At 69.9% G+C, this 23,869-nt stretch carries 22 protein-coding genes; 16 read left to right on the forward strand and 6 right to left on the reverse strand.

From position 1 onward, the window contains the following. From A5655_RS23875 to ribD, 3 genes are all read left to right on the forward strand, one after another. A partial coding sequence (locus A5655_RS23875) for an RsmB/NOP family class I SAM-dependent RNA methyltransferase (protein WP_067014524.1) occupies nt 1-1,174 on the forward strand: 1,174 nt, incomplete at its 5' end. 37 nt (nt 1,175-1,211) lie between these two features. Further along, nucleotides 1,212-1,901 (forward strand): ribulose-phosphate 3-epimerase, encoded by a 690-nt coding sequence (gene rpe / locus A5655_RS23880; RefSeq protein WP_067014579.1) that lies wholly within the window; start codon nt 1,212-1,214, stop codon nt 1,899-1,901. Next, nucleotides 1,898-2,926 carry a bifunctional diaminohydroxyphosphoribosylaminopyrimidine deaminase/5-amino-6-(5-phosphoribosylamino)uracil reductase RibD gene (gene ribD, locus A5655_RS23885; protein ID WP_067014528.1) on the forward strand — a complete coding sequence of 343 codons (1,029 nt, stop codon included), beginning with the start codon at nt 1,898-1,900 and terminating at the stop codon, nt 2,924-2,926. Before rpe ends, ribD begins: the two co-directional genes overlap by 4 nt. Nucleotides 2,927-2,929: 3 nt before the next feature. Here the strand turns inward: ribD and A5655_RS23890 are convergent, their stop codons facing one another. Both A5655_RS23890 and A5655_RS23895 read right to left on the reverse strand, forming a co-directional pair. Continuing rightward, complete coding sequence (locus A5655_RS23890) at nt 2,930-4,492, reverse strand: MFS transporter (protein ID WP_067014531.1); 1,563 nt, start codon at nt 4,490-4,492, stop codon at nt 2,930-2,932. After that, nucleotides 4,489-5,196 carry an LppX_LprAFG lipoprotein gene (locus A5655_RS23895; protein ID WP_067014534.1) on the reverse strand — a complete coding sequence of 236 codons (708 nt, stop codon included), beginning with the start codon at nt 5,194-5,196 and terminating at the stop codon, nt 4,489-4,491. Before A5655_RS23895 ends, A5655_RS23890 begins: the two co-directional genes overlap by 4 nt. 84 nt (nt 5,197-5,280) lie before the next feature. Here A5655_RS23895 and A5655_RS23900 point away from each other — a divergent pair, with 84 nt between their 5' ends. Next, nucleotides 5,281-5,886 carry a riboflavin synthase gene (locus A5655_RS23900; protein ID WP_067014537.1) on the forward strand — a complete coding sequence of 202 codons (606 nt, stop codon included), beginning with the start codon at nt 5,281-5,283 and terminating at the stop codon, nt 5,884-5,886. Nucleotides 5,887-5,907: 21 nt separating this feature from the next. Here A5655_RS23900 and A5655_RS23905 read toward each other — a convergent pair whose 3' ends face one another. Beyond that, nucleotides 5,908-6,276, reverse strand: coding sequence for a hypothetical protein (locus A5655_RS23905; RefSeq protein ID WP_067014540.1), 369 nt, complete (start codon nt 6,274-6,276; stop codon nt 5,908-5,910). Between the two features lie 206 nt (nt 6,277-6,482). Here A5655_RS23905 and A5655_RS23910 point away from each other — a divergent pair, with 206 nt between their 5' ends. From A5655_RS23910 to A5655_RS23950, 9 genes are all read left to right on the forward strand, one after another. Then, the gene (locus A5655_RS23910; protein WP_067014543.1) at nt 6,483-7,760 is read left to right on the forward strand and encodes a bifunctional 3,4-dihydroxy-2-butanone-4-phosphate synthase/GTP cyclohydrolase II; all 1,278 of its coding nucleotides are present in this window, start codon (nt 6,483-6,485) and stop codon (nt 7,758-7,760) included. Then, on the forward strand, nt 7,757-8,239 hold the full coding sequence (gene ribH / locus A5655_RS23915; protein WP_067014546.1) for a 6,7-dimethyl-8-ribityllumazine synthase: 483 nt from the start codon (nt 7,757-7,759) through the stop codon (nt 8,237-8,239). Before A5655_RS23910 ends, ribH begins: the two co-directional genes overlap by 4 nt. Next, complete coding sequence (locus A5655_RS23920) at nt 8,236-8,700, forward strand: PH domain-containing protein (RefSeq protein ID WP_067014549.1); 465 nt, start codon at nt 8,236-8,238, stop codon at nt 8,698-8,700. The genes ribH and A5655_RS23920 overlap by 4 nt, the downstream gene beginning before the upstream one ends. A 337-nt stretch (nt 8,701-9,037) precedes the next feature. Next, nucleotides 9,038-10,489, forward strand: coding sequence for an HNH endonuclease signature motif containing protein (locus A5655_RS23925; RefSeq protein WP_082978854.1), 1,452 nt, complete (start codon nt 9,038-9,040; stop codon nt 10,487-10,489). A 19-nt stretch (nt 10,490-10,508) separates the two neighbouring features. Next, entirely contained in the window at nt 10,509-12,452 is a 1,944-nt protein-coding gene (uvrC, locus tag A5655_RS23930) for an excinuclease ABC subunit UvrC (protein ID WP_067014554.1), read from the forward strand. After that, nucleotides 12,449-13,324, forward strand: coding sequence for an RNase adapter RapZ (rapZ, locus tag A5655_RS23935; RefSeq protein WP_067014557.1), 876 nt, complete (start codon nt 12,449-12,451; stop codon nt 13,322-13,324). The genes uvrC and rapZ overlap by 4 nt, the downstream gene beginning before the upstream one ends. After that, entirely contained in the window at nt 13,321-14,346 is a 1,026-nt protein-coding gene (locus A5655_RS23940) for a YvcK family protein (protein WP_067014560.1), read from the forward strand. The genes rapZ and A5655_RS23940 overlap by 4 nt, the downstream gene beginning before the upstream one ends. After that, entirely contained in the window at nt 14,343-15,320 is a 978-nt protein-coding gene (whiA, locus tag A5655_RS23945; RefSeq protein WP_067014582.1) for a DNA-binding protein WhiA, read from the forward strand. Before A5655_RS23940 ends, whiA begins: the two co-directional genes overlap by 4 nt. A gap of 50 nt (nt 15,321-15,370) precedes the next feature. Continuing rightward, nucleotides 15,371-16,759: a wax ester/triacylglycerol synthase family O-acyltransferase gene (locus A5655_RS23950; protein ID WP_067014585.1), complete on the forward strand. Its 1,389-nt coding sequence runs from the start codon at nt 15,371-15,373 to the stop codon at nt 16,757-16,759. A 4-nt stretch (nt 16,760-16,763) separates the two neighbouring features. On the opposite strand, the gene A5655_RS23955 is transcribed toward A5655_RS23950, so the two are convergent. From A5655_RS23955 to A5655_RS23965, 3 genes are read right to left on the reverse strand one after another with little or no spacing between them, the layout of a single operon-like run. Further along, nucleotides 16,764-18,029, reverse strand: coding sequence for an alpha/beta hydrolase (locus tag A5655_RS23955; RefSeq protein ID WP_067014563.1), 1,266 nt, complete (start codon nt 18,027-18,029; stop codon nt 16,764-16,766). Continuing rightward, nucleotides 18,029-19,648 carry an acyl-CoA ligase FadD12 gene (gene fadD12, locus A5655_RS23960; protein WP_067014566.1) on the reverse strand — a complete coding sequence of 540 codons (1,620 nt, stop codon included), beginning with the start codon at nt 19,646-19,648 and terminating at the stop codon, nt 18,029-18,031. Before fadD12 ends, A5655_RS23955 begins: the two co-directional genes overlap by 1 nt. A 3-nt stretch (nt 19,649-19,651) precedes the next feature. Next, nucleotides 19,652-20,461: a 1-acyl-sn-glycerol-3-phosphate acyltransferase gene (locus A5655_RS23965; protein ID WP_067014569.1), complete on the reverse strand. Its 810-nt coding sequence runs from the start codon at nt 20,459-20,461 to the stop codon at nt 19,652-19,654. 189 nt (nt 20,462-20,650) lie between these two features. On the opposite strand from A5655_RS23965, the gene A5655_RS23970 reads away from it, so the two are divergent. The 3 genes from A5655_RS23970 (at nt 20,651) to A5655_RS23980 (ending at nt 23,841) form a co-directional block, all read left to right on the forward strand. Next, nucleotides 20,651-21,070, forward strand: a complete 420-nt coding sequence (locus A5655_RS23970; protein WP_067014573.1) for a hypothetical protein — start codon at nt 20,651-20,653, stop codon at nt 21,068-21,070. A 65-nt stretch (nt 21,071-21,135) separates the two neighbouring features. Continuing rightward, complete coding sequence (locus A5655_RS23975) at nt 21,136-22,863, forward strand: DUF3556 domain-containing protein (RefSeq protein ID WP_067014576.1); 1,728 nt, start codon at nt 21,136-21,138, stop codon at nt 22,861-22,863. 102 nt (nt 22,864-22,965) lie between these two features. After that, complete coding sequence (locus tag A5655_RS23980) at nt 22,966-23,841, forward strand: L,D-transpeptidase (protein ID WP_082978855.1); 876 nt, start codon at nt 22,966-22,968, stop codon at nt 23,839-23,841. Nucleotides 23,842-23,869 lie beyond the last annotated feature (28 nt).

Genomic DNA, 23,869 nt, shown 5'->3' on the forward strand with positions numbered 1-23,869 from the left:
CCGGGGCCTGCTCGACGCGGTCATCGGCGCGGCCGCCGGGCGATCGCCGGACGCCATCGACCCGGTCCTGCTCGACCTGCTCCGGCTCGGCGCCTACCAGCTGCTGCGGACCCGGGTCGACGCGCACGCCGCGGTGTCCACCACGGTCGAGCAGGCCGGGATCGAATTCGATTCGGGCCGAGCGGGTTTCGTCAACGGCGTGCTGCGGACCATCGCGCGCCGGGACGAGAAGTCGTGGGTCGACGAGCTGGCCCCCGACCCGGCGCGGGATCCGGTCGGGCACGCCGCGTTCACCCACGCCCACCCGCGCTGGATCGCCCAGGCCTTCGCCGACGCGCTGGGCGCGGACGCGGCCGAACTCGACGCGGTGCTGGCCAGCGACGACGCGCGGCCTCAGGTGCACCTGGCGGCGCGCCCCGGAACGCTGAGCGCCGCCGAGCTGGCCGACGCGGTGGGGGGCACGGTCGGCCGGTATTCGCCGTACGCGGTGTACCTGCCGGGCGGGGATCCCGGGCGGCTGGCACCGGTGCGTGACGGAACCGCGCTGGTCCAGGACGAGGGCAGCCAGCTGGTGGCCCGCGCGCTGACGCTGGCGCCGGTGGACGGCGACGCCGGGCGCTGGCTGGACCTGTGCGCCGGCCCGGGCGGCAAGACCGCGCTGCTGGCCGCGCTGGGCGCGGAGTCGGGGGCCCGCGTCACGGCGGTGGAGCCGGCGCCGCGGCGCGCCGAGATGGTCGAGGAGAACACCCGCGGCCTGCCGGTCGAGGTGCTGCGCGTCGACGGGCGGGAGAGCGGCCTCGAGCCGGGCTTCGACCGGGTGCTGGTGGACGCGCCGTGCACCGGGCTGGGCGCGCTGCGGCGCCGCCCGGAGGCCCGGTGGCGGCGCGGGCCGGCCGACGTGTCCGCGCTGGCCAAGCTGCAACGCGAGCTGCTGGCCGCCGCGATCGCGCTGACCCGGCCCGGCGGCGTGGTGCTCTACGCGACCTGTTCGCCGCATCTCGCGGAAACCGTTGGCGTGGTGGGCGACGCGCTGCGCCGTCACCCCGTGTCCGCGCTGGACACCCGGCCGCTGTTCGAGCCCGTCCCCGGGCTGGGGGAGGGAAGCTCGGTGCAGTTGTGGCCGCACCGGCACGGCACCGACGCGATGTTTGCCGCGGCGCTCCGCCGCGCCTGAAGTGATGATGGCCGCCCGGCTCAGTAATGTGGCGCACATGCCTGGCAATACCGGTAAAGCGCTGATCGCCCCGTCGATCCTGGCCGCCGATTTCGCCCGACTCGCCGACGAAGCGGCCGCCGTGCGCGGTGCCGACTGGTTGCACGTCGACGTGATGGACAACCACTTCGTGCCGAACCTGACCATCGGGCTGCCCGTGGTGGAGGCCATGCTGAAAACCACCACCATCCCGATGGATTGCCATCTGATGATCGAAGATCCGGACCGATGGGCGCCGCCCTACGCCGAGGCGGGCGCCTACAACGTCACCTTCCACGCCGAGGCCACCGACAATCCGGTGGGGGTGGCCCGCGACATCCGCGCCGCCGGCGCCAAGGCCGGAATCAGCGTGAAACCGGGCACGCCGCTGGAGCCCTACTTCGAAATCCTGCCGAACTTCGACACCCTGCTCATCATGTCCGTCGAGCCCGGTTTCGGCGGCCAGAGCTTCATCCCCGAGGTGCTCGGGAAGGTCCGCGCCGCGCGCAAGCTGATCGAGGCGGGGGAGCTGACGATCCTGGTCGAGATCGACGGCGGCATCAACGAGGACACCATCGAGCAGGCCGCCGAAGCCGGCGTCGACTGCTTCGTCGCCGGGTCGGCGGTATACGGGGCGGCGGACCCGGAGGCCGCGGTCGAGGCGCTGCGGCGCCAGGCCGTGGCCGTGTCGGCGCACCTGCGCGCATGAACCAGCCCCAGTCGGTCGACAGCCTCGACGCGGCCATGCGCCTGGCGATCGAGCACTCCTATCAGGTGAAGGGCACCACCTACCCGAATCCGCCGGTCGGATGCGTGATCGTCGACCCCGAGGGCCACGTCGTCGGCGTCGGCGCCACCGAGCCGGCCGGCGGCGACCACGCCGAGGTGCTGGCGTTGCGGCGGGCCGGCGGCCTGGCCGAGGGCGGCATCGCGTTCGTCACCCTCGAGCCGTGCAATCACTACGGCAAGACGCCGCCGTGCGTCAACGCCCTGATCGAGGCCAGGGTGGGCACGGTCATCTACGCCGTCGGCGACCCGAACGCGATCGCGGGCGGGGGCGCCGGGAGGCTGCAGGCCGCCGGGGTGCAGGTGCGGTCGGGGGTGCTGGCGGACCAGGTGGCCGCCGGGCCGCTGCGCGAGTGGCTGCACAAGGTGCGGACCGGGCTGCCGCACGTGACGTGGAAGTACGCCAGCAGCGTCGACGGCCGCAGCGCCGCCGCCGACGGCACCAGCCAGTGGATCTCCAGCGAGGCTTCCCGGTTGGACCTGCATCGCCGGCGCGCCATCGCCGACGCGATCGTGGTCGGCACCGGAACCGTGCTGGCCGACGACCCGGCGCTGACCGCGCGGCTGGGCGACGGCTCGCTGGCCAACCGCCAACCGTTGCGAGTGGTGGTGGGCATGCGCGAAATACCGCCGGAGGCAAAGGTTCTCAACGACGATTCGCGCACCATGGTGATCCGCACACACGATCCCATGGAGGTCATCAAGGCGCTGTCGGACCGCACCGACGTCCTGCTCGAAGGCGGCCCCACCCTCGCGGGCGCCTTCCTGCGCGCCGGGGCGGTCAACCGCGTCCTGGCCTACATGGCGCCCATGCTGGTGGGTGGTCCGATCACGGCCGTCGACGACGTGGGGGTGCCCACCATCGCGCGGGCGCTGCGCTGGCAGTTCGACGGGGTCGACCGGGCGGGCCCCGACCTGGTGCTCAGCCTGGTGCCGCAGGGCGGGTAGCGCTCAGGGGGCGGGCGCCGGGTTGATTTCGGCCGGTTCCTCGGTGACTTCCGGTTCCTCGGCGTGTTCCTGGCGGCCGCTGACCAGCAGCCCCAGCAGCGCGCCCACCACGCAGATGCCGACGGTGACCATGAAGATGTCGCCGTACATCGCCGCGAAGGCCTTGATGTACATGGTGCCCTGGGCGAGCACGCGTTCCAGCAGGGTGGCGTCCGGCGGGATCGCCGCCGTCAACCCGGCGACGATCTGGTTGAACCGGTAGAAGCCCCAGGCCGTCAGCGCGGCGACACCGATCAGCATGCCCGTCATGCGGGCCACCACCACCGCCGCCGAGGCGATGCCGTGTTGCGCGGCGGGGACCACCCGCAGGGCCGCCGACGACAGCGGCCCGATCACCAGGCCGAGCCCGAGGCCGGCCACCAAGAGGTCGGCGTGGATCGTCGGCACGGTGAACAACCCGAACACATTGACCTTGTGCCCCAGGATGTCTTCGCGCCAGTAATGGATCAGCCAGTACCCGTAGGCGGCGATGAGCAGCCCGACGAAGATCATGATGCGGTCGCCGATCCGGGTGGCGATCCAGCCGCCCAGCACCGCGCCGATCGGCAGCGCGATCAGGAACCACAGCAGCAGCCCGGCCGCCTGGTTCTGGTTCATCTGCAGCACGCCCTGCCCGAACAGTTCCACGTCGACCAGCGTCACCATCAGCGCCGCGCCCGCGGTCAGCGAGGCGCCCAGCGCCGCGAGGAAGGGCCGGAAGTGCACCCCGGCCGGGTCGATCAGCCGGGTGCGCGAGAACCGCTCCCACACCACGAAGGCCACCGCGGCGACGACCGCGCCGATCACCAGCGGCAACCCGTAGCTGGGCAGCACCTGCTTGCCGTCGGGGTTGGGGTTGTACAGGCCGATCACGGCCAGCCCCAGCGCGACGGCGAGCAGCAGGCCACCGACCAGGTCGATCCGTTCCGGCGCCTCGGTGCGATCCCGCGACGGCAGGCTGAACTGGATCATCACCATCGCGATCAGTGTCAGCGGGACGTTGATCCAGAACACGTATCGCCAGTCGTGGAAGAGGAAGACGATGAAGATGCCGTACAGCGGGCCCAGCACGCTGCCGAGCTCCTGCGCGGCGCCGATGCCGCCCAGCACGCCGGCGCGGTTGCGCTGCGACCAGAGGTCGGCGCCCAGCGCCAGGGTGACCGGCAGCAGCGCGCCGCTGGCCACGCCCTGGATGGTCCGGCCGGCGATCAGCATGTGGAAGTCGCCGAACTGACCGGCCAGCGCGGTGACCACCGACCCCACGATGAACAGGGCCAGGGCGGCCTGCAGCAGCAGCTTGCGGCCGAACCGGTCGGAGGCCCGGCCCAGCAGCGGCATGGCCGCGATGTAGCCCAGCAGGTACATCGTCACGATCCAGGTGATCCGCTGCAGCTGGTTAACCGGGATCCCGACGTCGGACATGATGTCGCGCATGATGGTGACCACGACGTAGGTGTCGAGTGCCCCCAGCAGCACCGCAAGGCTGCCGGCGCTGATCGCGACGCGGCGTCCCGCCTGAGTGCTCACGAGATCACCGGGGGCTTCGTCACGGTGACCGGCGCGCCCCAGTTGGACATGGTCATCTGCAGCGAATTGCCCGAACTCTTTTCCAGGCTGGCCTGCACCAGCTGGTGGTCGCCGTTCTCCTGGATCCACACGGTGCCCGGCACCTGTCCCGAGGCGGTGAATTGCGGGACGAGCTTGTTCACCGCGTCCGCGGAGAAGTTCCCGCTGATCTTGACCGCTTCCTGCCCGTTGATGTTGTCGCGGCCCTCGGCCTTGGCGTTGGTGAAGTTGTTCAGCGCGTTGGCCAGCCCGGTGTCCGGGTTCAGGATCACCGAGACGTCGTAGATGTCGGAGGCCTTGCCGAAGTCACTCCACTTGTTCGGAGTGAGCGTGGCGTACAGGTCGCCGTCGACGACGATGAAGTCGGCTTGAATGTCAGATCCCCCGACGGTGAGCGTGGCGTTTCCGGACGCGGCGGTGGCCGGTGCATTGGTGAGGTCACCCGTCAGCACCTTGATGGGCAACCCCGGAATCTTGCCGTTCACCTTGATCACGAGGTGGGCGCTCTTGACGTTCTTGGTCGACGCGGCGGATTGCTTGACCAGGTTCGTGGCGTCGGGGAGCGGCCCGCCGCTGACCTTCGGGCCCGACGAACATCCGGCGATCAGGGCCGAGGCGAGGGTTAGGGAAGCGAGGACGGCCAGTAGACGGTGGCGAGTCGGCATACCCTGCATCGTAGAGGGTGCCCGTGACCGGCTCTTCGAACCCGGGGCGCGCTTGCCCGCCGTTTCGCCCGTTAACCTGGTGCAATGTTCACCGGAATTGTCGAGGAGCTCGGGGAGGTGACCGGCCGCGACATCCTCGACGATGCCGCCCGGCTAACCATCCGCGGGCCGATGGTGACCGGCGATGCCGGGCATGGCGATTCGATCGCCGTCAACGGTGTGTGCCTCACGGTCGCCGAGCTGCTGCCGGACGGCCGGTTCACCGCCGACGTGATGGGCGAGACCCTGAGCCGGTCCAACCTGGGCGAGTTGCAGGTCGGCAGCCGGGTGAACCTCGAGCGCGCCGCGGCCGTCAACAGCCGGCTCGGCGGGCACATCGTGCAGGGGCACGTCGACGGCACCGGCCAGGTCGTGTCCCGCGCACCCTCCGAGCACTGGGAGGTGGTGCGGATCGAGGTGCCCGCGGCGGTGGCCCGCTACGTCGTCGAGAAGGGGTCGATCACCGTCGACGGGATCTCCCTGACGGTGTCCGGGCTGGGCTCCGAGCCGCGGGACTGGTTCGAGGTCTCGCTGATCCCGACGACGCGGGAACTGACCACCCTCGGTAGCGCCCCCGTCGGGACCCAGGTGAACCTCGAGGTCGACGTCATCGCCAAATATGTTGAGCGGCTGATGAAGGCGGGCCAGTAGCCGCGGCGTTTGCGCGCCCGGTTACAGCCCGCGCCAGACGGGTCCGTCCCAGTAGCCCCAGTCGTTGAACTGGGCGTTCCAGACCACATGGGCCCACGGCGCCCACGGCGGCGGAGGCGGCATCGGCCGCGCCCACGGCGGCGGCGCACCGTAGCCGGCCGGACCGTAGTTGTCGTCCCAGTCGCGGCAGTTGTTCCAGTTCTGGTACGGGCCCCAACCCGGGTCCCATTGCTGGCCTGGGCACCAGTGGTGGTGATTTGCGGGTGCCGGGGGAGGCGCCGCCTGCGCGGTGCCCGACGTCAGCCCCAGCGCGGCCGCGGCCATTCCGCCGGCCGCCAACGCACCGGTGCACAGGCGAACCCATGTCTTGGTTTGCGTGTTTGTATTCATGTCCCTCAGATTTCCCTTAACAATGCGGCCGAAAACGGCATCCGGCGGCCTCACACGTAGCTCATAGCCGGGACTTACCCGCGGCTTACGCCAGGGCGGTTTCCGGCAGGAAAGCCGTCGCAATAACCGCGGCGCCGCGGTGGTTCATACTGGATGCAACACTTGGGCCGCTCGCTTCGGGCCCCTACGACAGCAAGGCAGCAGAGATGACGAGGTTGGACTCCGTCGAGAGGGCGGTTGCCGACATTGCGGCCGGGAAGGCCGTCGTCGTCATCGATGACGAGGAACGCGAGAACGAAGGCGACCTGATCTTCGCGGCCGAGAAGGCGACGCCGGAGATGGTGGCCTTCATGGTCCGCTACACCTCGGGATACCTGTGCGTACCGCTGGACGGCTCGATCTGCGACCGGCTCGGGTTGCTGCCGATGTACGCGGTGAACCAGGACAAGCACGGCACCGCCTACACCGTCACCGTCGATGCGAGAAACGGTGTGGGCACCGGGATTTCGGCCTCCGACCGGGCCACGACGATGCGGCTGCTCGCCGATCCCACCAGCGTCGCCGACGATTTCACCCGGCCCGGCCACGTAGTTCCGTTGCGCGCCAAGGACGGTGGCGTGTTGCGCCGGCCCGGCCACACCGAGGCCGCCGTCGATCTGGCCCGGATGGCGGGGCTGCAACCCGCGGGCGCGATCTGCGAAATCGTCAGCCAGAAGGACGAGGGCTCGATGGCGCAGACCGACGAGTTGCGGGTCTTCGCCGACGAGCACGACCTCGCGCTCATCACCATCGCCGACCTGATCGAGTGGCGACGCAAGCACGAGAAGCACATCGAGCGCATCGCCGAAGCGCGGATCCCGACCCGGCACGGGGAGTTTCGCGCCATCGGCTACTCCAGCATCTATGAGGACGTCGAGCACGTCGCGCTGGTCCGCGGCGAGATCGCCGGGCCCAACGCCGAGGGCGACGACGTGTTGGTCCGCGTGCACTCCGAATGCCTGACGGGCGACGTGTTCGGGTCGCGCCGCTGCGACTGCGGCCCCCAACTGGACGCGGCGATGGCGATGGTCGCGCGGGAGGGGCGCGGCGTGGTGCTGTACATGCGCGGCCACGAGGGCCGCGGCATCGGGCTGATGCACAAGCTGCAGGCGTACCAGCTGCAGGACGCCGGGGACGACACCGTCGACGCCAACCTCAAGCTCGGATTGCCAGCCGACGCAAGGGATTACGGGATCGGTGCGCAGATCCTGGTCGATCTCGGTGTGCGCTCGATGCGGCTGCTGACCAACAACCCGGCCAAGCGGGTCGGGTTGGACGGCTACGGGTTGCACATCATCGAGCGGGTGCCGCTTCCGGTGCGGGCCAACGCCGAGAACATCCGCTACCTGATGACCAAGCGCGACAAGATGGGTCACGACCTCGTCGGGCTGGACGACTTTCACGAATCCGTGCATCTGCCAGGCGAATTCGGCGGTGCGCTTTGAGCGGTGGCGCCGGTGTGCCGGACGTGCCGCCGCTCAATGCGTCCGGTCTGCGGCTGGCAATCGTGGCCAGTACCTGGCACGCCGAAATCTGCGACGCGCTGCTGGCCGGTGCCCGCAAGGTGGCGTCCGAGTCTGGCATCGACGACCCGACGGTGGTCCGGGTGATCGGCGCGATCGAGATCCCGGTGATCGCGCAGGAGCTGGCCCGCAACCACGACGCCGTCGTCGCCCTGGGCGTCGTAATCCGCGGCCAGACACCGCATTTCGACTACGTGTGTGACGCGGTGACGCAGGGGCTGACCAGGGTGTCACTGGACGCGTCGACGCCGGTGGCCAACGGGGTGCTGACCACCGATACCGAGGAGCAGGCGCTGGACCGGGCCGGCCTTCCGCAATCGGCCGAGGACAAGGGCGCCCAGGCCACCGGGGCGGCCCTCGCCACCGCCCTGACGTTGCGTGACCTGCGCGCTCGGTCGTGACTTCGCCGTCGAGCCACGAGGTCTGGGATGTCGAGCTGCGTCCCCACCGCACGCCGCTATTCGTTTACATCGCCGCGTTTCTGATCGCCGCGGCGCACATCGTGGTGGGCCTGCTGCTCAAGATCCAGTCCAGCGGGGTGATCTTTCACACCTCCGATCAGGTGGCGATGGCCGCCCTCGGGCTGGTGATCGCCGGCGGCGTCCTGTTGTTCGCGCGCCCGCGGCTGCGGGTGGGCCCGGCGGGGCTCTCGGTGCGAAACCTCTTCGGATACAAGCTGATTCCCTGGCCGGACGTCGTCGGTGTGTCGTTTCCCGCCGGCCGGCGGTGGGCGCGCATCGACCTGCCCGACGACGAGTACGTTCCGCTGATGGCGATCCAGGCCGTCGACAAGGAGCGCGCCGTGGAGGCGATGGATACCGTGCGGTCGCTGCTCGCGCGATATCGCCCCGACGCCCCCTGAGCGCTGTCCCATCGCCCGACGGCACGTCTCGTGCGCGCGGCCGCCGGAATGCTCGGCGGCGCGGCGCGATACGCCGAGTCGGTCGACGTCTACGACACGGCGCTGAAGACCCACGACGTGGTGTCGAAGGCTTCGCGGCCATCGCCAGATGCCATGGCGAGGCCGTCCCATGTCCCGCGCGGATTGGACGTGTGATTACGGGCTGGCCGTGCTTCCGCGGGTGGCGCTGATGCTGGACTGGGCGTCGACGCGGCGGGCGCAGCTCGACCGGCGGACCGCCTGAGCTGCTTCCGGCCTGGGCCGGACACTTGTCGGACGGTCGTGCATACTCGAACACATGTTCGAATACCTGCTGGCATCCCAGGCGACGCCGGAGTCGGCGGCGCTGCTGGATCGGGTGCGCGAGGCCGGTCGGAGCGAGGCCCGCGCGGCCGCGGAGCGCTTGGTGGCCGTCGGGGAGTTGTTGGTCGTGCGCTGCCGCGATTCGGGGGAGAAGGCCCATTGGGCCGCCGACGCGTGGGAGGCGGTGGCCGCGCAGGTGGGGGCCGCGCTGAACTGCAGTGTGGCGATGGGGCATAGCTATTTGCGCTACGCGATGGCGATGCGCGATCGGCTGCCGGAAGTGGGCAAGGTTTTTGCCGCGGGCGATATCGATTATCGGGCGTTTCAGACGATCGTGTTCCGCACCGATTTGATCGACGACCCGCAGGTGTTGGCGAAGGTGGATGCGCGGCTCGCGGTGTTGCTGTCGCGGCGGCGCACGCTGACGCGGGGCGGGCTGAGCGCCGCGGTCGACCGGGTGGTGGCCGGGGTGGATCCCGACGCCGTGCGCCGGGCCGCGAAGGCCGCGCTGGACCGGTATGTGGACGTGGTCGGAGACTTGTCGGGCATGGCGTGGCTGGAGGGAAGGCTGTTCGCCGCCGATGGGCAGGCGTTGGATTGTAGGCTTACCGAGTTGGCGGGCAGCGTCTGTGAGGGCGATCCGCGCACGGCCAGGCAGCGGCGCGCGGATGCGTTGGGCGCGCTGGCGGCGGGGGCCGAGCGGCTGGTGTGTGGTTGCGGGCGCGCCGACTGCCCGGCCGCGGCGGGCGCCCCGACGCCGAAAAGCGGTGTGGTGATCCATGTGGTTGCCGAGCGGGCCAGCGTCGACGGCACTGGGGCCACCCCAGGGGTGCTGCCCGGTGTCGAGGGCCTGATTCCGGCCGAGCTGATCGCCGAGCTGGCCAAGTCCGCGCGCCTGGTGCCGCTGACCATTCCGACGGGAGTGCCCGAGCCCGGCTATACCCCGTCGGCCAAGCTGGCCGAGTTTGTGCGGTGCCGGGACCTGACCTGTCGGGCCCCGGGTTGTGACCGCCCGGCCACGCACTGCGATGTGGACCACACCATCCCCTACGCCCAGGGCGGCGCAACGTGCGCGTCGAACCTGAAATGCCTGTGCCGGCTTCATCATTTGATGAAGACGTTCTGGGGCTGGCAGGACGAGCAGCTGCCCGACGGCACCGTCATCTGGCGGCTGCCCGACGGGCACACCTACGTCACCACGCCGGGCAGCGCGCTGCTTTTCCCCAGTTTGTGCGTGCCCACCGGCGACGCACCCGACACCGAGGCGCCGGCCGAGCGGTGCGGGGAGCGCACCGCGATGATGCCGTTGCGCGCACGCACCCGGGCCCAGAACCGGGCCGCGCGCATCGCCGCCGAACGCCGCCACAACCGCCAAACCCGGTTGGCCACCCGGCCGGCACAAACCGGGCCACCGACACCCGATGCCGACGAACCCCCGCCCTTCTAGCGGCTATTAGCCTGGGTACGTGCCAGATCCCGCAACGTATCGCCCCGCGCCCGGGTCCATCCCGGTCGAGCCCGGCGTCTACCGGTTCCGGGACGCGCACGGGCGCGTCATCTATGTCGGCAAAGCCAAGAGCCTGCGCAGCCGGCTGACGTCGTACTTCGCCGACGTCGCCGGCCTGCACCCGCGAACGCGCCAGATGGTGACCACCGCGGCCAAGGTCGAGTGGACGGTGGTCAACACCGAAGTCGAGGCGCTGCAGCTGGAATACAACTGGATCAAGGAATTCGATCCGCGCTTCAACGTCCGCTATCGCGACGACAAGTCGTACCCGGTGCTGGCCGTCACCCTCAACGAAGAGTTCCCGCGGCTGATGGTGTACCGCGGCCCGCGGCGCAAGGGGGTGCGCTATTTCGGCCCGTACTCGCACGCGTGGGCGATCCGCGAAACGCTGGACCTGCTCACCCGCGTCTTCCCGGCGCGCACCTGCTCGGCCGGAGTGTTCAAGCGGCACAAGCAGATCGACCGCCCGTGCCTGCTCGGCTACATCGACAAGTGCTCGGCGCCGTGCATCGGCAGGGTCAGCGCCGAACAGCATCGCCAGATCGTGGAGGACTTCTGCGACTTCCTGTCCGGCAAGACCGACCGGTTCGCCCGCGATCTGGAACATCAGATGAACGCCGCGGCCGAGCAGCTCGACTTCGAACGGGCCGCGCGGCTTCGCGACGACCTGTCGGCGCTCAAGCGGGCCATGGAGAAGCAGGCCGTGGTGCTCGGCGACGGCACGGATGCCGACGTGGTCGCCTTCGCCGACGACGAGCTGGAAGCGGCGGTGCAGGTGTTCCACGTGCGCGGCGGTCGGGTCCGCGGCCAGCGCGGCTGGATCGTCGAAAAGTCGGGGGAGCCCGGCGATTCCGACGAGGAGCGGCTGGTCGAGCAGTTCCTGACGCAGTTCTACGGCGAGCAGGCCGAGCTGGGCGGCTCCGCCGACGAGGCGGCCAACCCGGTTCCCCGCGAGGTGCTGGTGCCGTGCCTGCCGTCCAACTCCGAGGAGCTGACCAGCTGGCTGTCCGGCCTGCGCGGCTCGCGTGTCACCTTGAGGGTCCCCCGACGTGGCGACAAGCGCGCGCTGGCCGAGACCGTGCAGCGCAACGCGAAAGAGGCGCTGCAACAACATAAGCTGAAGCGCGCCGGCGACTTCAACGCGAGATCCGCGGCGCTGCAGAACATTCAGGACGCGCTGGGCCTGGCCGACGCGCCGCTGCGCATCGAATGCGTCGACATCAGCCACGTGCAGGGCACCGACGTGGTGGGCTCGCTGGTGGTCTTCGAGGACGGCCTGCCCCGCAAGTCGGACTATCGCCACTTCGGGATCCGGGAGGCCGCCGGTCAAGGGCGCTCGGACGACGTCGCCTCGATCGCCGAGGTGACCCGCCGCCGCTTCGCGCGGCACCTCAGCGAACAGCACGACCCCAATATGCTTTCCGCGGAAGGGAAATCGCGCCGCTTCGCGTACCCTCCCAACCTCTACGTCGTCGACGGCGGCGCGCCGCAGGTCAACGCGGCCAGCGCCGTGCTCGACGAGCTCGGCATCACGGACGTCGCGGTGATCGGACTGGCCAAGCGGCTGGAGGAGATCTGGGTGCCCTCGGAGCCGGACCCGATCATCATGCCGCGCAACAGCGAGGGCCTCTACCTGCTGCAGCGCGTGCGTGACGAGGCGCACCGGTTCGCCATCGCCTACCATCGCAGCAAGCGATCCAAGCGAATGACCGCCTCGGCGCTGGATTCGGTGCCAGGATTGGGAGAACATCGCCGCAAGGCGCTGGTAACGCATTTCGGATCGATAGCCCGCCTCAAGGAGGCCACCGTCGACCAGATCACCGCCGTTCCGGGCATCGGCGTGGCCACCGCCACGGCCGTCCTCGAGGCGCTGCGACCCGAACAACCCGGGGACCCGCAATGACGACCACCGCAGGCATCGACGTCGTTCTGGTGACCGGATTGTCGGGGGCCGGGCGGGGCACCGCGGCCAAGGTGCTCGAGGACCTCGGCTGGTACGTCGCCGACAACCTGCCGCCCCAGCTGATCACGCGCATGGTCGATTTCGGGTTGGCCGCCGGTTCGCGCATCACCCAGCTGGCGGTGGTGATGGACGTGCGGTCGCGCGGCTTCACCGGCGACCTCGACGAGGTGCGCAACGAGTTGGCCACCCGCAACATCACCCCGCGCGTGGTGTTCATGGAGGCCTCCGACGACATGCTGGTGCGCCGCTACGAGCAGAACCGGCGCAGCCACCCGCTGCAGGGCGACCAGACGCTGGCCGAGGGCATCGCCGCCGAGCGCAGGATGCTGGCCCCGGTCCGCGCCACCGCCGACCTGATCATCGACACGTCGACGCTGTCGGTGCGGGGCCTGCGGGAGAGCATCGAGCGCGCGTTCGGCGGCAACGGCGCCGGAACCACCAGCGTCACGTTCGAGTCCTTCGGCTTCAAGTACGGCCTGCCGATGGACGCCGACATGGTGATGGACGTCCGGTTCCTGCCCAACCCGCACTGGGTCGACGATTTGCGCCCACTCACCGGGCAAGACCCCGCGGTCCGCGACTACGTATTGGGCCAGCCCGGCGCGGGCGAGTTTCTCGACGCTTACCATCGATTGCTAAACCTGGTTGTCGACGGCTACCGCCGGGAGGGCAAGCGCTACATGACGGTCGCCATCGGCTGCACCGGCGGCAAGCATCGCAGCGTCGCGATCGCCGAGGCATTGATGCAGCGATTGGGGGGTAACCCGCAGCTGACGGTGCGGGTGCTGCACCGGGATCTGGGTCGGGAATGAGTGAAGGCATCGTTGCGCTGGGGGGCGGACACGGCCTGTACGCGACGCTGTCCGCGGCGCGCCGGCTGACGCCCTACGTCACGGCCGTGGTGACGGTCGCCGACGACGGGGGCTCGTCGGGCCGGCTGCGCAGCGAGCTGGACGTGATCCCGCCCGGCGACCTGCGAATGGCCTTGGCGGCGTTGGCATCTGACAGCCCGTATGGCCGGCTGTGGGCGACCATCCTGCAGCACCGATTCGGCGGCAGCGGCGCCCTGGCCGGGCACCCGATCGGCAACCTGCTGCTGGCGGGTCTCAACGAGGTGCTGGCCGATCCCGTCGCCGCGCTCGACGAGCTGGGCCGCATCCTCGGCGTCAAGGGCCGGGTGTTGCCGATGTGTCCGATCGCGCTGCAGATCGAGGCCGACGTGTCCGGCCTGGAGGCCGACCCACGGATCTTCCGGCTGATCCGCGGCCAGGTGGCGATCGCCACCACGCCCGGCAAGGTGCGACGGGTGCGGCTGCTGCCGCCCGACCCGCCGGCGACCCGGCAGGCCGTCGACGCCATCATGGCCGCGGGTCTGGTGGTGCTGGGCCCCGGGTCCTGGTTCACCAGCGTGATCCCGCACGTCATGGTCCCGGGGCTGGCGACGGCGCTGCGGGCCACCTCCGCCCGGCGGGCGCTGGTGCTCAACCTGGTGGCGGAGCCGGGGGAGACGGCCGGCTTCTCGGTGGAGCGCCATCTGCACGTGCTGGCCCAGCACGCCCCCGGGTTCACCGTGCACGACATCATCATCGACGCCGACCGGGTGCCCAGCGAACGCGAGCGCGACCAACTGCGCCGCACCGCGACGCTGCTGGAAGCCGAGGTCCACTTCGCCGACGTGGCCCGACCTGGTACACCTTTACATGACCCGGGCAAGCTCGCGGCGGCGCTGGACGGGGTCCGAGCGGGTCACAAAGGTCAAGGAGCCCCTTTGGATCGGACCACGGCACAGCTGCCGGTCGACGTTGAGACGAGGGGTGACGACGCGTGGCGATGACGACCGAAGTCAAGGACGAGCTGAGCCGCCTGGTTGTGAAATCGGTGAGCGCGCGGCGCGCGGAGGTCACGTCCCTGCTGAGGTTCGCCGGCGGGCTGCACATCGTCGGCGGCCGGGTGGTCGTCGAGGCCGAGGTGGACCTGGGCAACGTCGCGCGCCGGCTGCGCAAGGACATCTTCGAGCTGTACGGATACAACGCCGTCGTACATGTGTTGTCCGCCAGCGGGATTCGCAAGAGCACCCGGTACGTGCTGCGGGTGGCCAACGACGGCGAGGCGCTGGCGCGCCAGACCGGTCTGCTCGACATGCGGGGGCGTCCAGTGCGCGGCCTGCCCGCACAGGTGGTCGGCGGCAGCGTCGCCGACGCCGAGGCGGCGTGGCGGGGGGCCTTCTTGGCGCACGGCTCGCTGACCGAGCCGGGGCGCTCGTCGGCCCTGGAGGTCAGCTGCCCCGGCCCGGAGGCCGCGCTGGCGCTGGTCGGCGCCGCGCGCCGGCTCGGGGTAAGCGCGAAGGCGCGCGAGGTGCGCGGCGCGGACCGGGTGGTGGTGCGCGACGGTGAGGCGATCGGCGCGCTGCTGACCCGGATGGGCGCCCAGGACACCCGGCTGGTCTGGGAGGAACGGCGGATGCGGCGCGAGGTCCGCGCGACGGCCAACCGCCTGGCCAACTTCGACGACGCCAACCTGCGCCGCTCGGCGCGGGCGGCGGTCGCGGCGGCCGCCCGGGTGGAGCGGGCGCTGGAGATCCTCGGCGACACCGTCCCGGACCATTTGGCGTCGGCGGGCCGGCTGCGCGTCGAGCACCGGCAGGCGTCGCTGGAGGAGCTCGGCCGCCTGGCCGACCCGCCGATGACGAAAGACGCTGTGGCCGGGCGCATTCGGCGCCTGCTGTCGATGGCCGACCGCAAGGCGAAGGTCGAAGGAATCCCCGATACCGAGTCGGCGGTGACGCCCGACCTGCTGGAGGATGCTTAACTAGCAGCAAATTGCTGGGCGTGGCGGTCGGGGAGGACTACGGTCATCGCATGAAGCGGCTTTCGAGTGTTGATGCGGCGTTTTGGTCTGCCGAAACTGCGGGCTGGCACATGCACGTGGGGGCGCTGGCGATCTGCGATCCCACCGACGCGCCGGACTACAGCTTCCAGCGGCTCCGCGAACTGCTCATCGAGCGGCTGCCGGAGATCCCGCAGCTGCGGTGGCGGGTCACCGGCGCGCCCCTCGGCCTGGACCGGCCGTGGTTCGTCGAGGACGAGGAGCTCGACGTCGACTTCCACATCCGTCGCATCGGCGTTCCGGCCCCCGGCGGCCGCCGCGAGCTCGAGGAGCTGGTGGGCCGGCTGATGTCCTACAAGCTGGACCGCGCCCGGCCGCTCTGGGAGATGTGGGTGATCGAGGGCGTCGAGGGCGGGCGGATCGCGACGCTGACCAAGATGCACCACGCCATCGTCGACGGGGTGTCCGGCGCCGGGTTGGGCGAAATCCTGTTGGACGTCACCCCGGAACCCCGTCCGCCGCAACAGGAGACGGTCGGGTCGCTGGTCGGGTTCGAGATCCCGGGCATCGAGCGGCGCGCGGTCGGCGCGCTGATCAACATCGGCGTAAAGACGCCGTTCCGCATCGCCCGGCTGGTGGAGCAGACGCTGCGCCAGCAGATCGCCGCGCTGGGCGTCAGCAGCCGGCCGCCGCGCTACTTCGAGGCGCCCAAAACCCGGTTCAACGCGCCGGTGTCGCCGCACCGGCGGGTCACCGGCGCCCGCGTCGAGCTGGCCCGGGCCAAGGCCATCAAGGACGCGTACGGCGTCAAGCTCAACGACGTGGTGCTCGCGCTGGTCGCCGGCGCCGCCCGCGACTACCTGCAGAAGCGCGGCGAGCTGCCCACCAAACCGCTCATCGCGCAGATCCCCGTTTCCACCCGCACCGACGAGACCAAGGACGACGTCGGCAACAAGGTGAGCTCGATGACGGCGTCCCTGGCCACCCACATCGAGGACCCCGCCGAGCGGCTGCGCGCCATCCACGAGAGCACCCAGAACGCCAAGTTGATGGCCAAGGCGCTGTCGGCGCACCAGATCATGGGGCTCACCGAAACCACCCCACCCGGGCTGCTGCAGCTGGCGGCGCGGGCCTACACGGCCAGCGGGTTGTCGCGAAACCTGGCCCCTATCAACCTGGTCGTGTCCAACGTCCCCGGTCCGAAATTCCCGCTGTACATGGCCGGCGCCAAGCTGGACTCGCTGGTGCCGCTCGGGCCGCCCGTCATGGACGTCGCCTTGAACATCACCTGCTTCTCCTACCAGGACTACTTGGACTTCGGCTTCGTGACGACGCCCGAGGTGGCCAACGACATCGACGACATGGCCGACCGCATCGAGCCGGCGCTGACCGAGCTGGAGAAGGCGGCCGCGCGGGAGTGAGTCGTTAGTCCCGATCCGGCGGATTCGTCGCGTACACCCAGGACAAGAACCTCGCGACGGCCTCGGCCGACCGGTGCGCGCGGGGGGAACTGAAAATGTCGAAAGCGTGTTGGGCGTGCGGCAATTCGGCGTACGCGACCGGCGACTTGGACACCGCGCGCAGCTCCTCGGCGAACACCTGCGCCTCGCCGACCGGGATCAGGGAGTCGTCGCGGCCGTGCAGGATGAAAAACGGCGGCGCGTCGTCGCGCAACCTGCAGATCGGCGAGGCGTCGGTGTAGACGTGCCGGTGCGTCGCGAATTTCCTTTTGACGACGAACTTTTCGAGCAGCCCGACGAACTCGCGACGGCCCTCACCCTCGGTGGAGAACCAGTCGTAGCGCCCGTACACGGGAACGGCGGCGGTCACCGACGTGTCGGCGTCCTCGAAGCCCCGCTGGAATTGCGGGTCGTTGGGCGTCAGCGCCGCCAGCGAACACAGGTGCCCACCGGCCGACCCGCCGGTGATCGCGACGAAGTCCGGATCCCCGCCGAACCGGGCGATGTTCTCCTTGACCCAGGCCAGCGCGCGTTTGACGTCGACGATGTGATCGGGCCAGGTGTGCACGGGCGACACGCGATAGCCGATCGACACGCACACCCAGCCGCGGGCGGCCAGGTGACTCATCAGCGGATAGGCCTGCGGGCGGCGCATTCCGATCACCCACGCGCCGCCCGGAACCTGCAGCAGCACCGGCGCCTTGCCGTCGCGCGGCAGGTCGCGGCGGCGCCAGATGTCGGCGAGGTTGGCGCGGCCGTGCGGGCCGTAGGACACGACGTTCGTCTTCTCGACGTAGCGCCGGCGCGCGACCGTGTTGCCCAGCGGCAGGTTGCGCCGCCCGCTGCGGGTGGGCTTCGTCTGCGGCAGCGCCTCCAGCGCCTCGGCGTAGTCGTGCCCCAGCTGTTCGCGCAGGCTGGCCTCCAGCACCGGCCCCGGCGTGGTGACGCCGCGATACTTGATCACCGCCAGGATGGCCCAGGACGCGGCCGTCAGCGCCAGCGCGGCCTTGCCGCGCCGCCCCGCGAAGTCGCCGCGCCGCCCGCGCCGCAGCGCGTCCACCAGCGAGGCGGAGAAGTAGACGCCCGGCACCTCCGACGTCGGCCAACCGAACCAGAACACCAGGACGGTGCTGTAGCCCTTGCGGGCCAGCGGTCGTAATCCGTTGGCGGCGTTGGCAAGTTCGACCGCCGCGCGAGCCAGCGGCCTCGGCTTTCTGAGCGCGGCTCGCATCAGCCGTTGACCCGGGACAGCAGCTCGCTGCGCAGGATCTTGCCGGTGCTGCCGCGGGGAAGCTCGTCGAGGACGGCGATCTCGCGGGGCACCTTGTAGTTGGCCAGGTTGTCGCGCACGTGTTGCTTGAGGGTGTCGACCGTGGCGGACCCGCCCGGGGCCAGCACCACGAAGGCCGCCAGCCGCTGGCCGTACTGCTCGTCGTCCACGCCGATGACCGCCGCCTCCGCGACCTCGGGGTGCGCCGCGAGGGTCTTCTCCACCTCGATCGGGTAGACGTTCTCGCCGCCGGAGACGATCATCTCGTCGTCGCGCCCGACGACGAACAGGCGCCCGGCGTCGTCGAGGTATCCGACGTCGCCCGACGACATGAACCCGGCGTGGAAGTCCTTCGTCGTGCCGGAGGTGTAGCCCTCGAACTGGGTGTCGTTGCGGACGTAGATGGTGCCGACCTCGCCGGTGGGCAGTTCGTTGAATTCCTTATCCAGGATGCGGATTTCGGTTCCGCCCGCCGGCCGGCCGGCGGTGTCGGGGGCCGCCCGCAGGTCGGCCGGGGTGGGGGTGGCGATCATGCCGGCCTCGGTGGCGTTGTAGTTGTTGTATATGACGTCGCCGAACTGGTCCATGAACGCGGTGACGACGTCGGGGCGCATCCGCGAACCGGACGCCGCGGCGAAGCGTAATGACTTGCAGCTGTACCGGTTTCGCACCTCGGGCGGCAGCTCCATGATCCGGTCGAACATCACCGGCACCACCGCCAGGCCCGTCGCCCGGTGCCGGTCGACGAGGTCGAGGGTGGCCTCCGGGTCGAACTTGCGCCGGGTGATCACCGTGCAGGCCATCGACGCGGCGAAGATCAATTGCGAGAAGCCCCAGGCGTGGAACATCGGGGCCACGATCACGATGTTTTCCTCGGCCCGCCACGGCGTGCGGTCCAGGATGGCCTTGAGCGTGCCGATGCCCGCGTTGCCGCCGGTTTGGTTGGCGCCCTTGGGAGTTCCGGTGGTGCCCGAGGTGAGCAGGATCATCCTGCCCCTGCGGCCGCCGCGCCGGGGCTGTTGCCCGGCGTGCCCGGTGATGAGCCTTTCGACGGTCAATTCGTGCTGGCCGCCGGTCCACGCCACGATGCGGGTGGCGTCGGGCCGCTCGGCCAGCGCGCGGTCCACCGTCTGGGTGAACTCCTCGTCGTAGATGACGGCGTCGACGCCCTCGCGGCCGACCACCTCGGCCAGCGCCGGCCCGGCGAACGACGTGTTGAGCAGAACCACGTCGGAGCCGATCCGGCTGACGGCCACCACCGACTCGACGAAACCGCGGTGGTTGCGGCACATGATGCCGACCACCTTGGGGGCGCCCGAGGGCAACCCCTGCAGGGCGGCGGCCAGCGCGTTGATCCGCTCGTCGAGCTGCCGCCAGGTCAGCGTGCCGAGCTCGTCGATCAGGCCGGGACGGTCCGGGCAGCGCTGCGCCGCGCCGGCGAAACCCACCGTCATGCCCATGCCCTCGCGGCGCATGGCCGCGGCGATCTTCCAATAGCGGTCGGGCCGCATCGGCGCGATCATCCCGGCGCGCCGCAACGTCCCAAAGATGCCCAGCGCCTGGTCGATTCGGGATGCCATGGCTCAGCCCAGGATCGGGAAGCGGCGCTTGGCGGCGAGGTCGCGCAGGGCCTGCTGCATGACCGACCGCACGTGCTCGTCGACCTCGTCGACGTCCGGGTCGTCGCCGAACTGCGCGGCGATGTCGATCGGGTCGAGCACCTGCGTCACGATCTTGGTGGGCAGCGGCACGTTGGGCGGGATCACCGCGCTGAACCCGAACGGGAAGCCGAACGACAGCGGCAGGATGGCGCTGCGCAGCAGGCGCTTGACCCCGAGCCGCTCGGCCAGCCACGTGCCGCGGGAGAGGTAGAGCTGGGTTTCCTGTCCGCCGATGGACACCGCCGGGACGATGGGCACGCCGGCCTCGATCGCCGTGCTGACGTATCCCTTGCGGCCGTTGAAGTCGATGACGTTCTCCGAGAGCGTCGGCCGGTAGGCGTCGTAGTCGCCGCCGGGGAACACGACGACCACGCCGCCGGACCGCAGGGCCTTGGCCGCGTTCTCCCGATTGGCGCGGATGTAGCCGGTGCGCCGGAAGAATTGCCCGGTGGGGCCGGTCATCAGGATGTCGTGGCTGAGCGTGTAGACCGGCCGGTCGTAGCCGAACTTCTCGTAGAAGTGGACGCTGAAAATCGGGACGTCCATTGGGAACATGCCGCCGGAGTGGTTGCCGACCACCAGCGCCCCGCCGGGCGGGAATGAATTCAAGCCGTGCACCTCGGAGCGGAAGTAGGTCTTCAGGAACGGGCGCATCACGCCCATCACGCGCTGGGTCAGACCGGGATCGAACTTGTCGATGTCCTCGATGTCTGCGCTGTCGGTGTCGGTCACATTTCTCCCTTGAGGTGCCGGCGGGGCCGCATTGCCGCGTCGAGTCCAATGATGGTAGCGACCGGGTACCCCGACGAGCGTTTGAGCCAACCCGCAACGGAGGTATGCAGTGTCAAAGCCTATGGCGCCGGTCGGCTCGGGGGGTATTGTTACGTGGCCAATGACCCTGCCCAGCGAAAAGAGGCGAAGATGGACGTCGCCGGTTTGTCCGACGAGCGCGGTACTCGCTCGGTCGCTGGGCATGGATCCAATAGCGTTCGCGACCGGCGCGGGCGCCGGCCCCGCAGCACCGTGGTCCGGCCCGGCCCGGTCAATGTCCGCAAACCGGCGGCCCGGGCGGAGTCGCCCGCCGCGGCGGCCGCGACGGCGGATCGCCGCCAGGCCGAGTACTTCCGCCGGGTGCTCACCCAGAACCGCCGCCACATCGACCATCGGCTCGCCGAGTACCAGAAGGCGATCGCGACCGCGGAGACCGTCGGCGACACCGAAGGCGCCGCCGGCATCCGCCGGATGGCGCGCGCCGAGGAGCAGGAACGCCGAACCCTCGACGGGTTGATCCAAAAGCTGCAGCGCCGATTCCCGCCCCGGAACGGGCCCGCCGGCGGTTAGGGCTGCGGAGGCTCAATCAAGCTGCGTGCCAGCTGGTTTCACCTGCAACAGGAATGAGGCCGCCCATGGGATTCATGTCACCGGAGCTCCCGGAAGTCGACCCCGAAACGTGGCGGTCACAGCCGCGGGCGGCACGACTGCAGATCGTGACCCGGCACTGGGCCGAACACGGCTTCGGGACCCCGTACGCGGTGTATCTGCTCTACCTGTTCAAGATCGCGTTGTACGTCGCGGTCCCCGCCTGGATCATCTCGCTGACCCCCGGCCTGGGCGGGCTGGGCCGCATCGGCGAGTGGTGGACGCAGCCGATCGTGTACCAGAAGTTCATCGTCTTCACGCTGCTGTTCGAGGTCCTGGGCCTCGGCTGTGGGTCGGGCCCGCTGACCGGGCGATTCATGCCGCCGGTCGGGGGGTTCCTATATTGGTTGCGGCCCAACACAATTCGCTTGCCCGCCTGGCCGGGCAAGGTGCCGTTCACCCGCGGCGACACCCGCACCGTCGTCGACGTCGCCCTCTATGCCGTCGTGCTGGCCGGCGGGGTCTGGGCGCTGCTGTCGCCCGGCTCGCTGATCGATCCCGTCCGGGTGCTGCCGACGATCGTGGCGCTGGCGGCGCTGGGCCTGCGTGACAAGACCATCTTCCTGGCGGCCCGCGGCGAACACTATTGGCTGAAACTATTCGTGTTCTTCTTCCCGTTCGCCGACCAGGTCGCCGCCTACAAGATCATCATGCTGTGCCTGTGGTGGGGGGCGGCGACCTCCAAGCTCAACCACCACTTTCCGTACGTCGTGTCGGTGATGACGAGCAACAACGCGCTGTTGCGGCCCAAGCTGTTCAGTCCCTTCAAGCACGCGCTGTATCTCGACCATGTCAACGACCTGCGCCCCTCGTGGTTGCCGAAGATGATGGCCCACGTCGGCGGCACCACGGCGGAATTCGTGGTGCCGACGGTTCTGGTGTTCGTCGCCGGCGATCAGCCCTGGCGATGGTTCCTCATCGGGTTCATGGTGATCTTCCACCTCAACATCATTTCCAACCTCCCGATGGGGGTCCCGTTGGAGTGGAACGTGTTCTTCATCTTCTCGCTGTTCTATCTGTTCGGGCATTACGGCGCGATCCGCGCCACCGACCTTCGGTCCCCCCTGCTGCTCGCCCTCATCCTGGTCGCGGTCGCCGTCGTCATCGCGGGAAACATGTTCCCCGAAAAGATTTCGTTTCTGCCCGCGATGCGCTACTACGCGGGCAACTGGGCGACCAGCGTGTGGTGCTTCCGCGCGGGCGCCGAGGACAGGATCGAGGCCGACGTCGTGAAAAGCTCTGCGCTCGTGGTGAATCAGCTCGCCAAGCTCTACGGCGCGGGCACCGCCGAAGTGATGTCCGACAAGGTGGCGGCGTTCCGGGCGATGCACACCCACGGCCGGGCGCTCAACGGCCTGTTGCCCCGCGCTCTGGGGGGAGAGGCCAACGAGGCCGACTACAGCATCCGCGAGGGCGAAGTGGTGGCCGGGCCGCTGGTCGGGTGGAACTTCGGCGAGGGTCACCTGCACAACGAGCAGCTGCTCGAGGCGGTGCAACGGCGCTGCCACTTCGAGGAGGGCGACGTCCGCGTCATCGTGCTCGAGGGCCAACCGATCCACATCCAAAAGCAGTGGTACCGCATCCTGGACGCCAAAACCGGGCTGATCGAGGCCGGCTACGTCGACGTCGCGGACATGCTGACCCGCCAGCCGTGGCCCGAGCCCGGCGACGAATTCCCGGTCCACGTCACCGCGCACGCCGTGGCCGAAACGTGACCCAGGCTTGATCGAATCGCTAACGCGCCCTTGCACTTCCGCTCTTCACCGCGCCCGTACCATGGCTATTACAACCATGTCAGTTAAACAGGGACTGGAGCCATGCGAGCGGTCGTTCGGTCTGTTCTTGCGGTGAGCGCTGTCGCTGCGAGCGTGGTTGCCGCGCCGACCGACATCCGCCTGGCCGCGCTCACCCGGCCGGATCGATCCGCCGTCGCGTCGGTGCTACCCGCGCGCGGCGAGGTGGTGGGCGTGGCGCACCCGGTGGTGGTGACCTTCAACGCGCCGGTGTCCGACCGGCGCGCGGCCGAGCGCGCCGCCCGGGTCACCTCGGCGCCCCCGATGACCGGCAAGTACGAATGGCTCGACAACGAGGTCATGCAGTGGGTGCCCGACCACTACTGGCCGGCGCACAGCACGGTGGCGCTCTCGGTGGGCGGCCTGGCCACGGAATTCGCCACGGGGCCCGCCGTCGTCGGGGTCGCCAACATCCCGGACCACACCTTCACGGTGACCATCGACGGCGTCGAGTCGGGGCCGCCGCCCGCGCTGCCGGCGCCGCACCACCGGCCCCACTGGGGGGAAGCGGGCGTGCTGCCGGCCTCGATGGGCAGGCCCGAGTACCCGACGCCGGTCGGCTCCTACACCGTCCTGTCCAAGGAACGCACGGTGATCATGGACTCGAGCAGCGTCGGCATCCCCGTCGACGATCCCGACGGATACCGGATCCCGGTGGACTACGCCGTGCGCATCACCGGCCACGGCCTGTTCGTCCATTCCGCCCCGTGGGCCGTCAACGCGATGGGGCTGGAGAACGTCAGCCACGGCTGCATCAGCCTGAGCCCCGAGGACGCCGAGTGGTACTACGACACCGTCCACGTCGGCGACCCGGTGATCGTGCAGGACTCGCCCCGGCCAGCGCCGCCGCCACAGCCGAAGCCGCAGCCGCCGCTGCTGTGGGAAGCCCCGCCTAGCTAAGCGACGAAAAACCCGCCGGGGCAAGCCC

Source organism: Mycobacterium sp. 1081908.1 (assembly GCF_001673535.1).
Taxonomy (GTDB): domain Bacteria; phylum Actinomycetota; class Actinomycetes; order Mycobacteriales; family Mycobacteriaceae; genus Mycobacterium.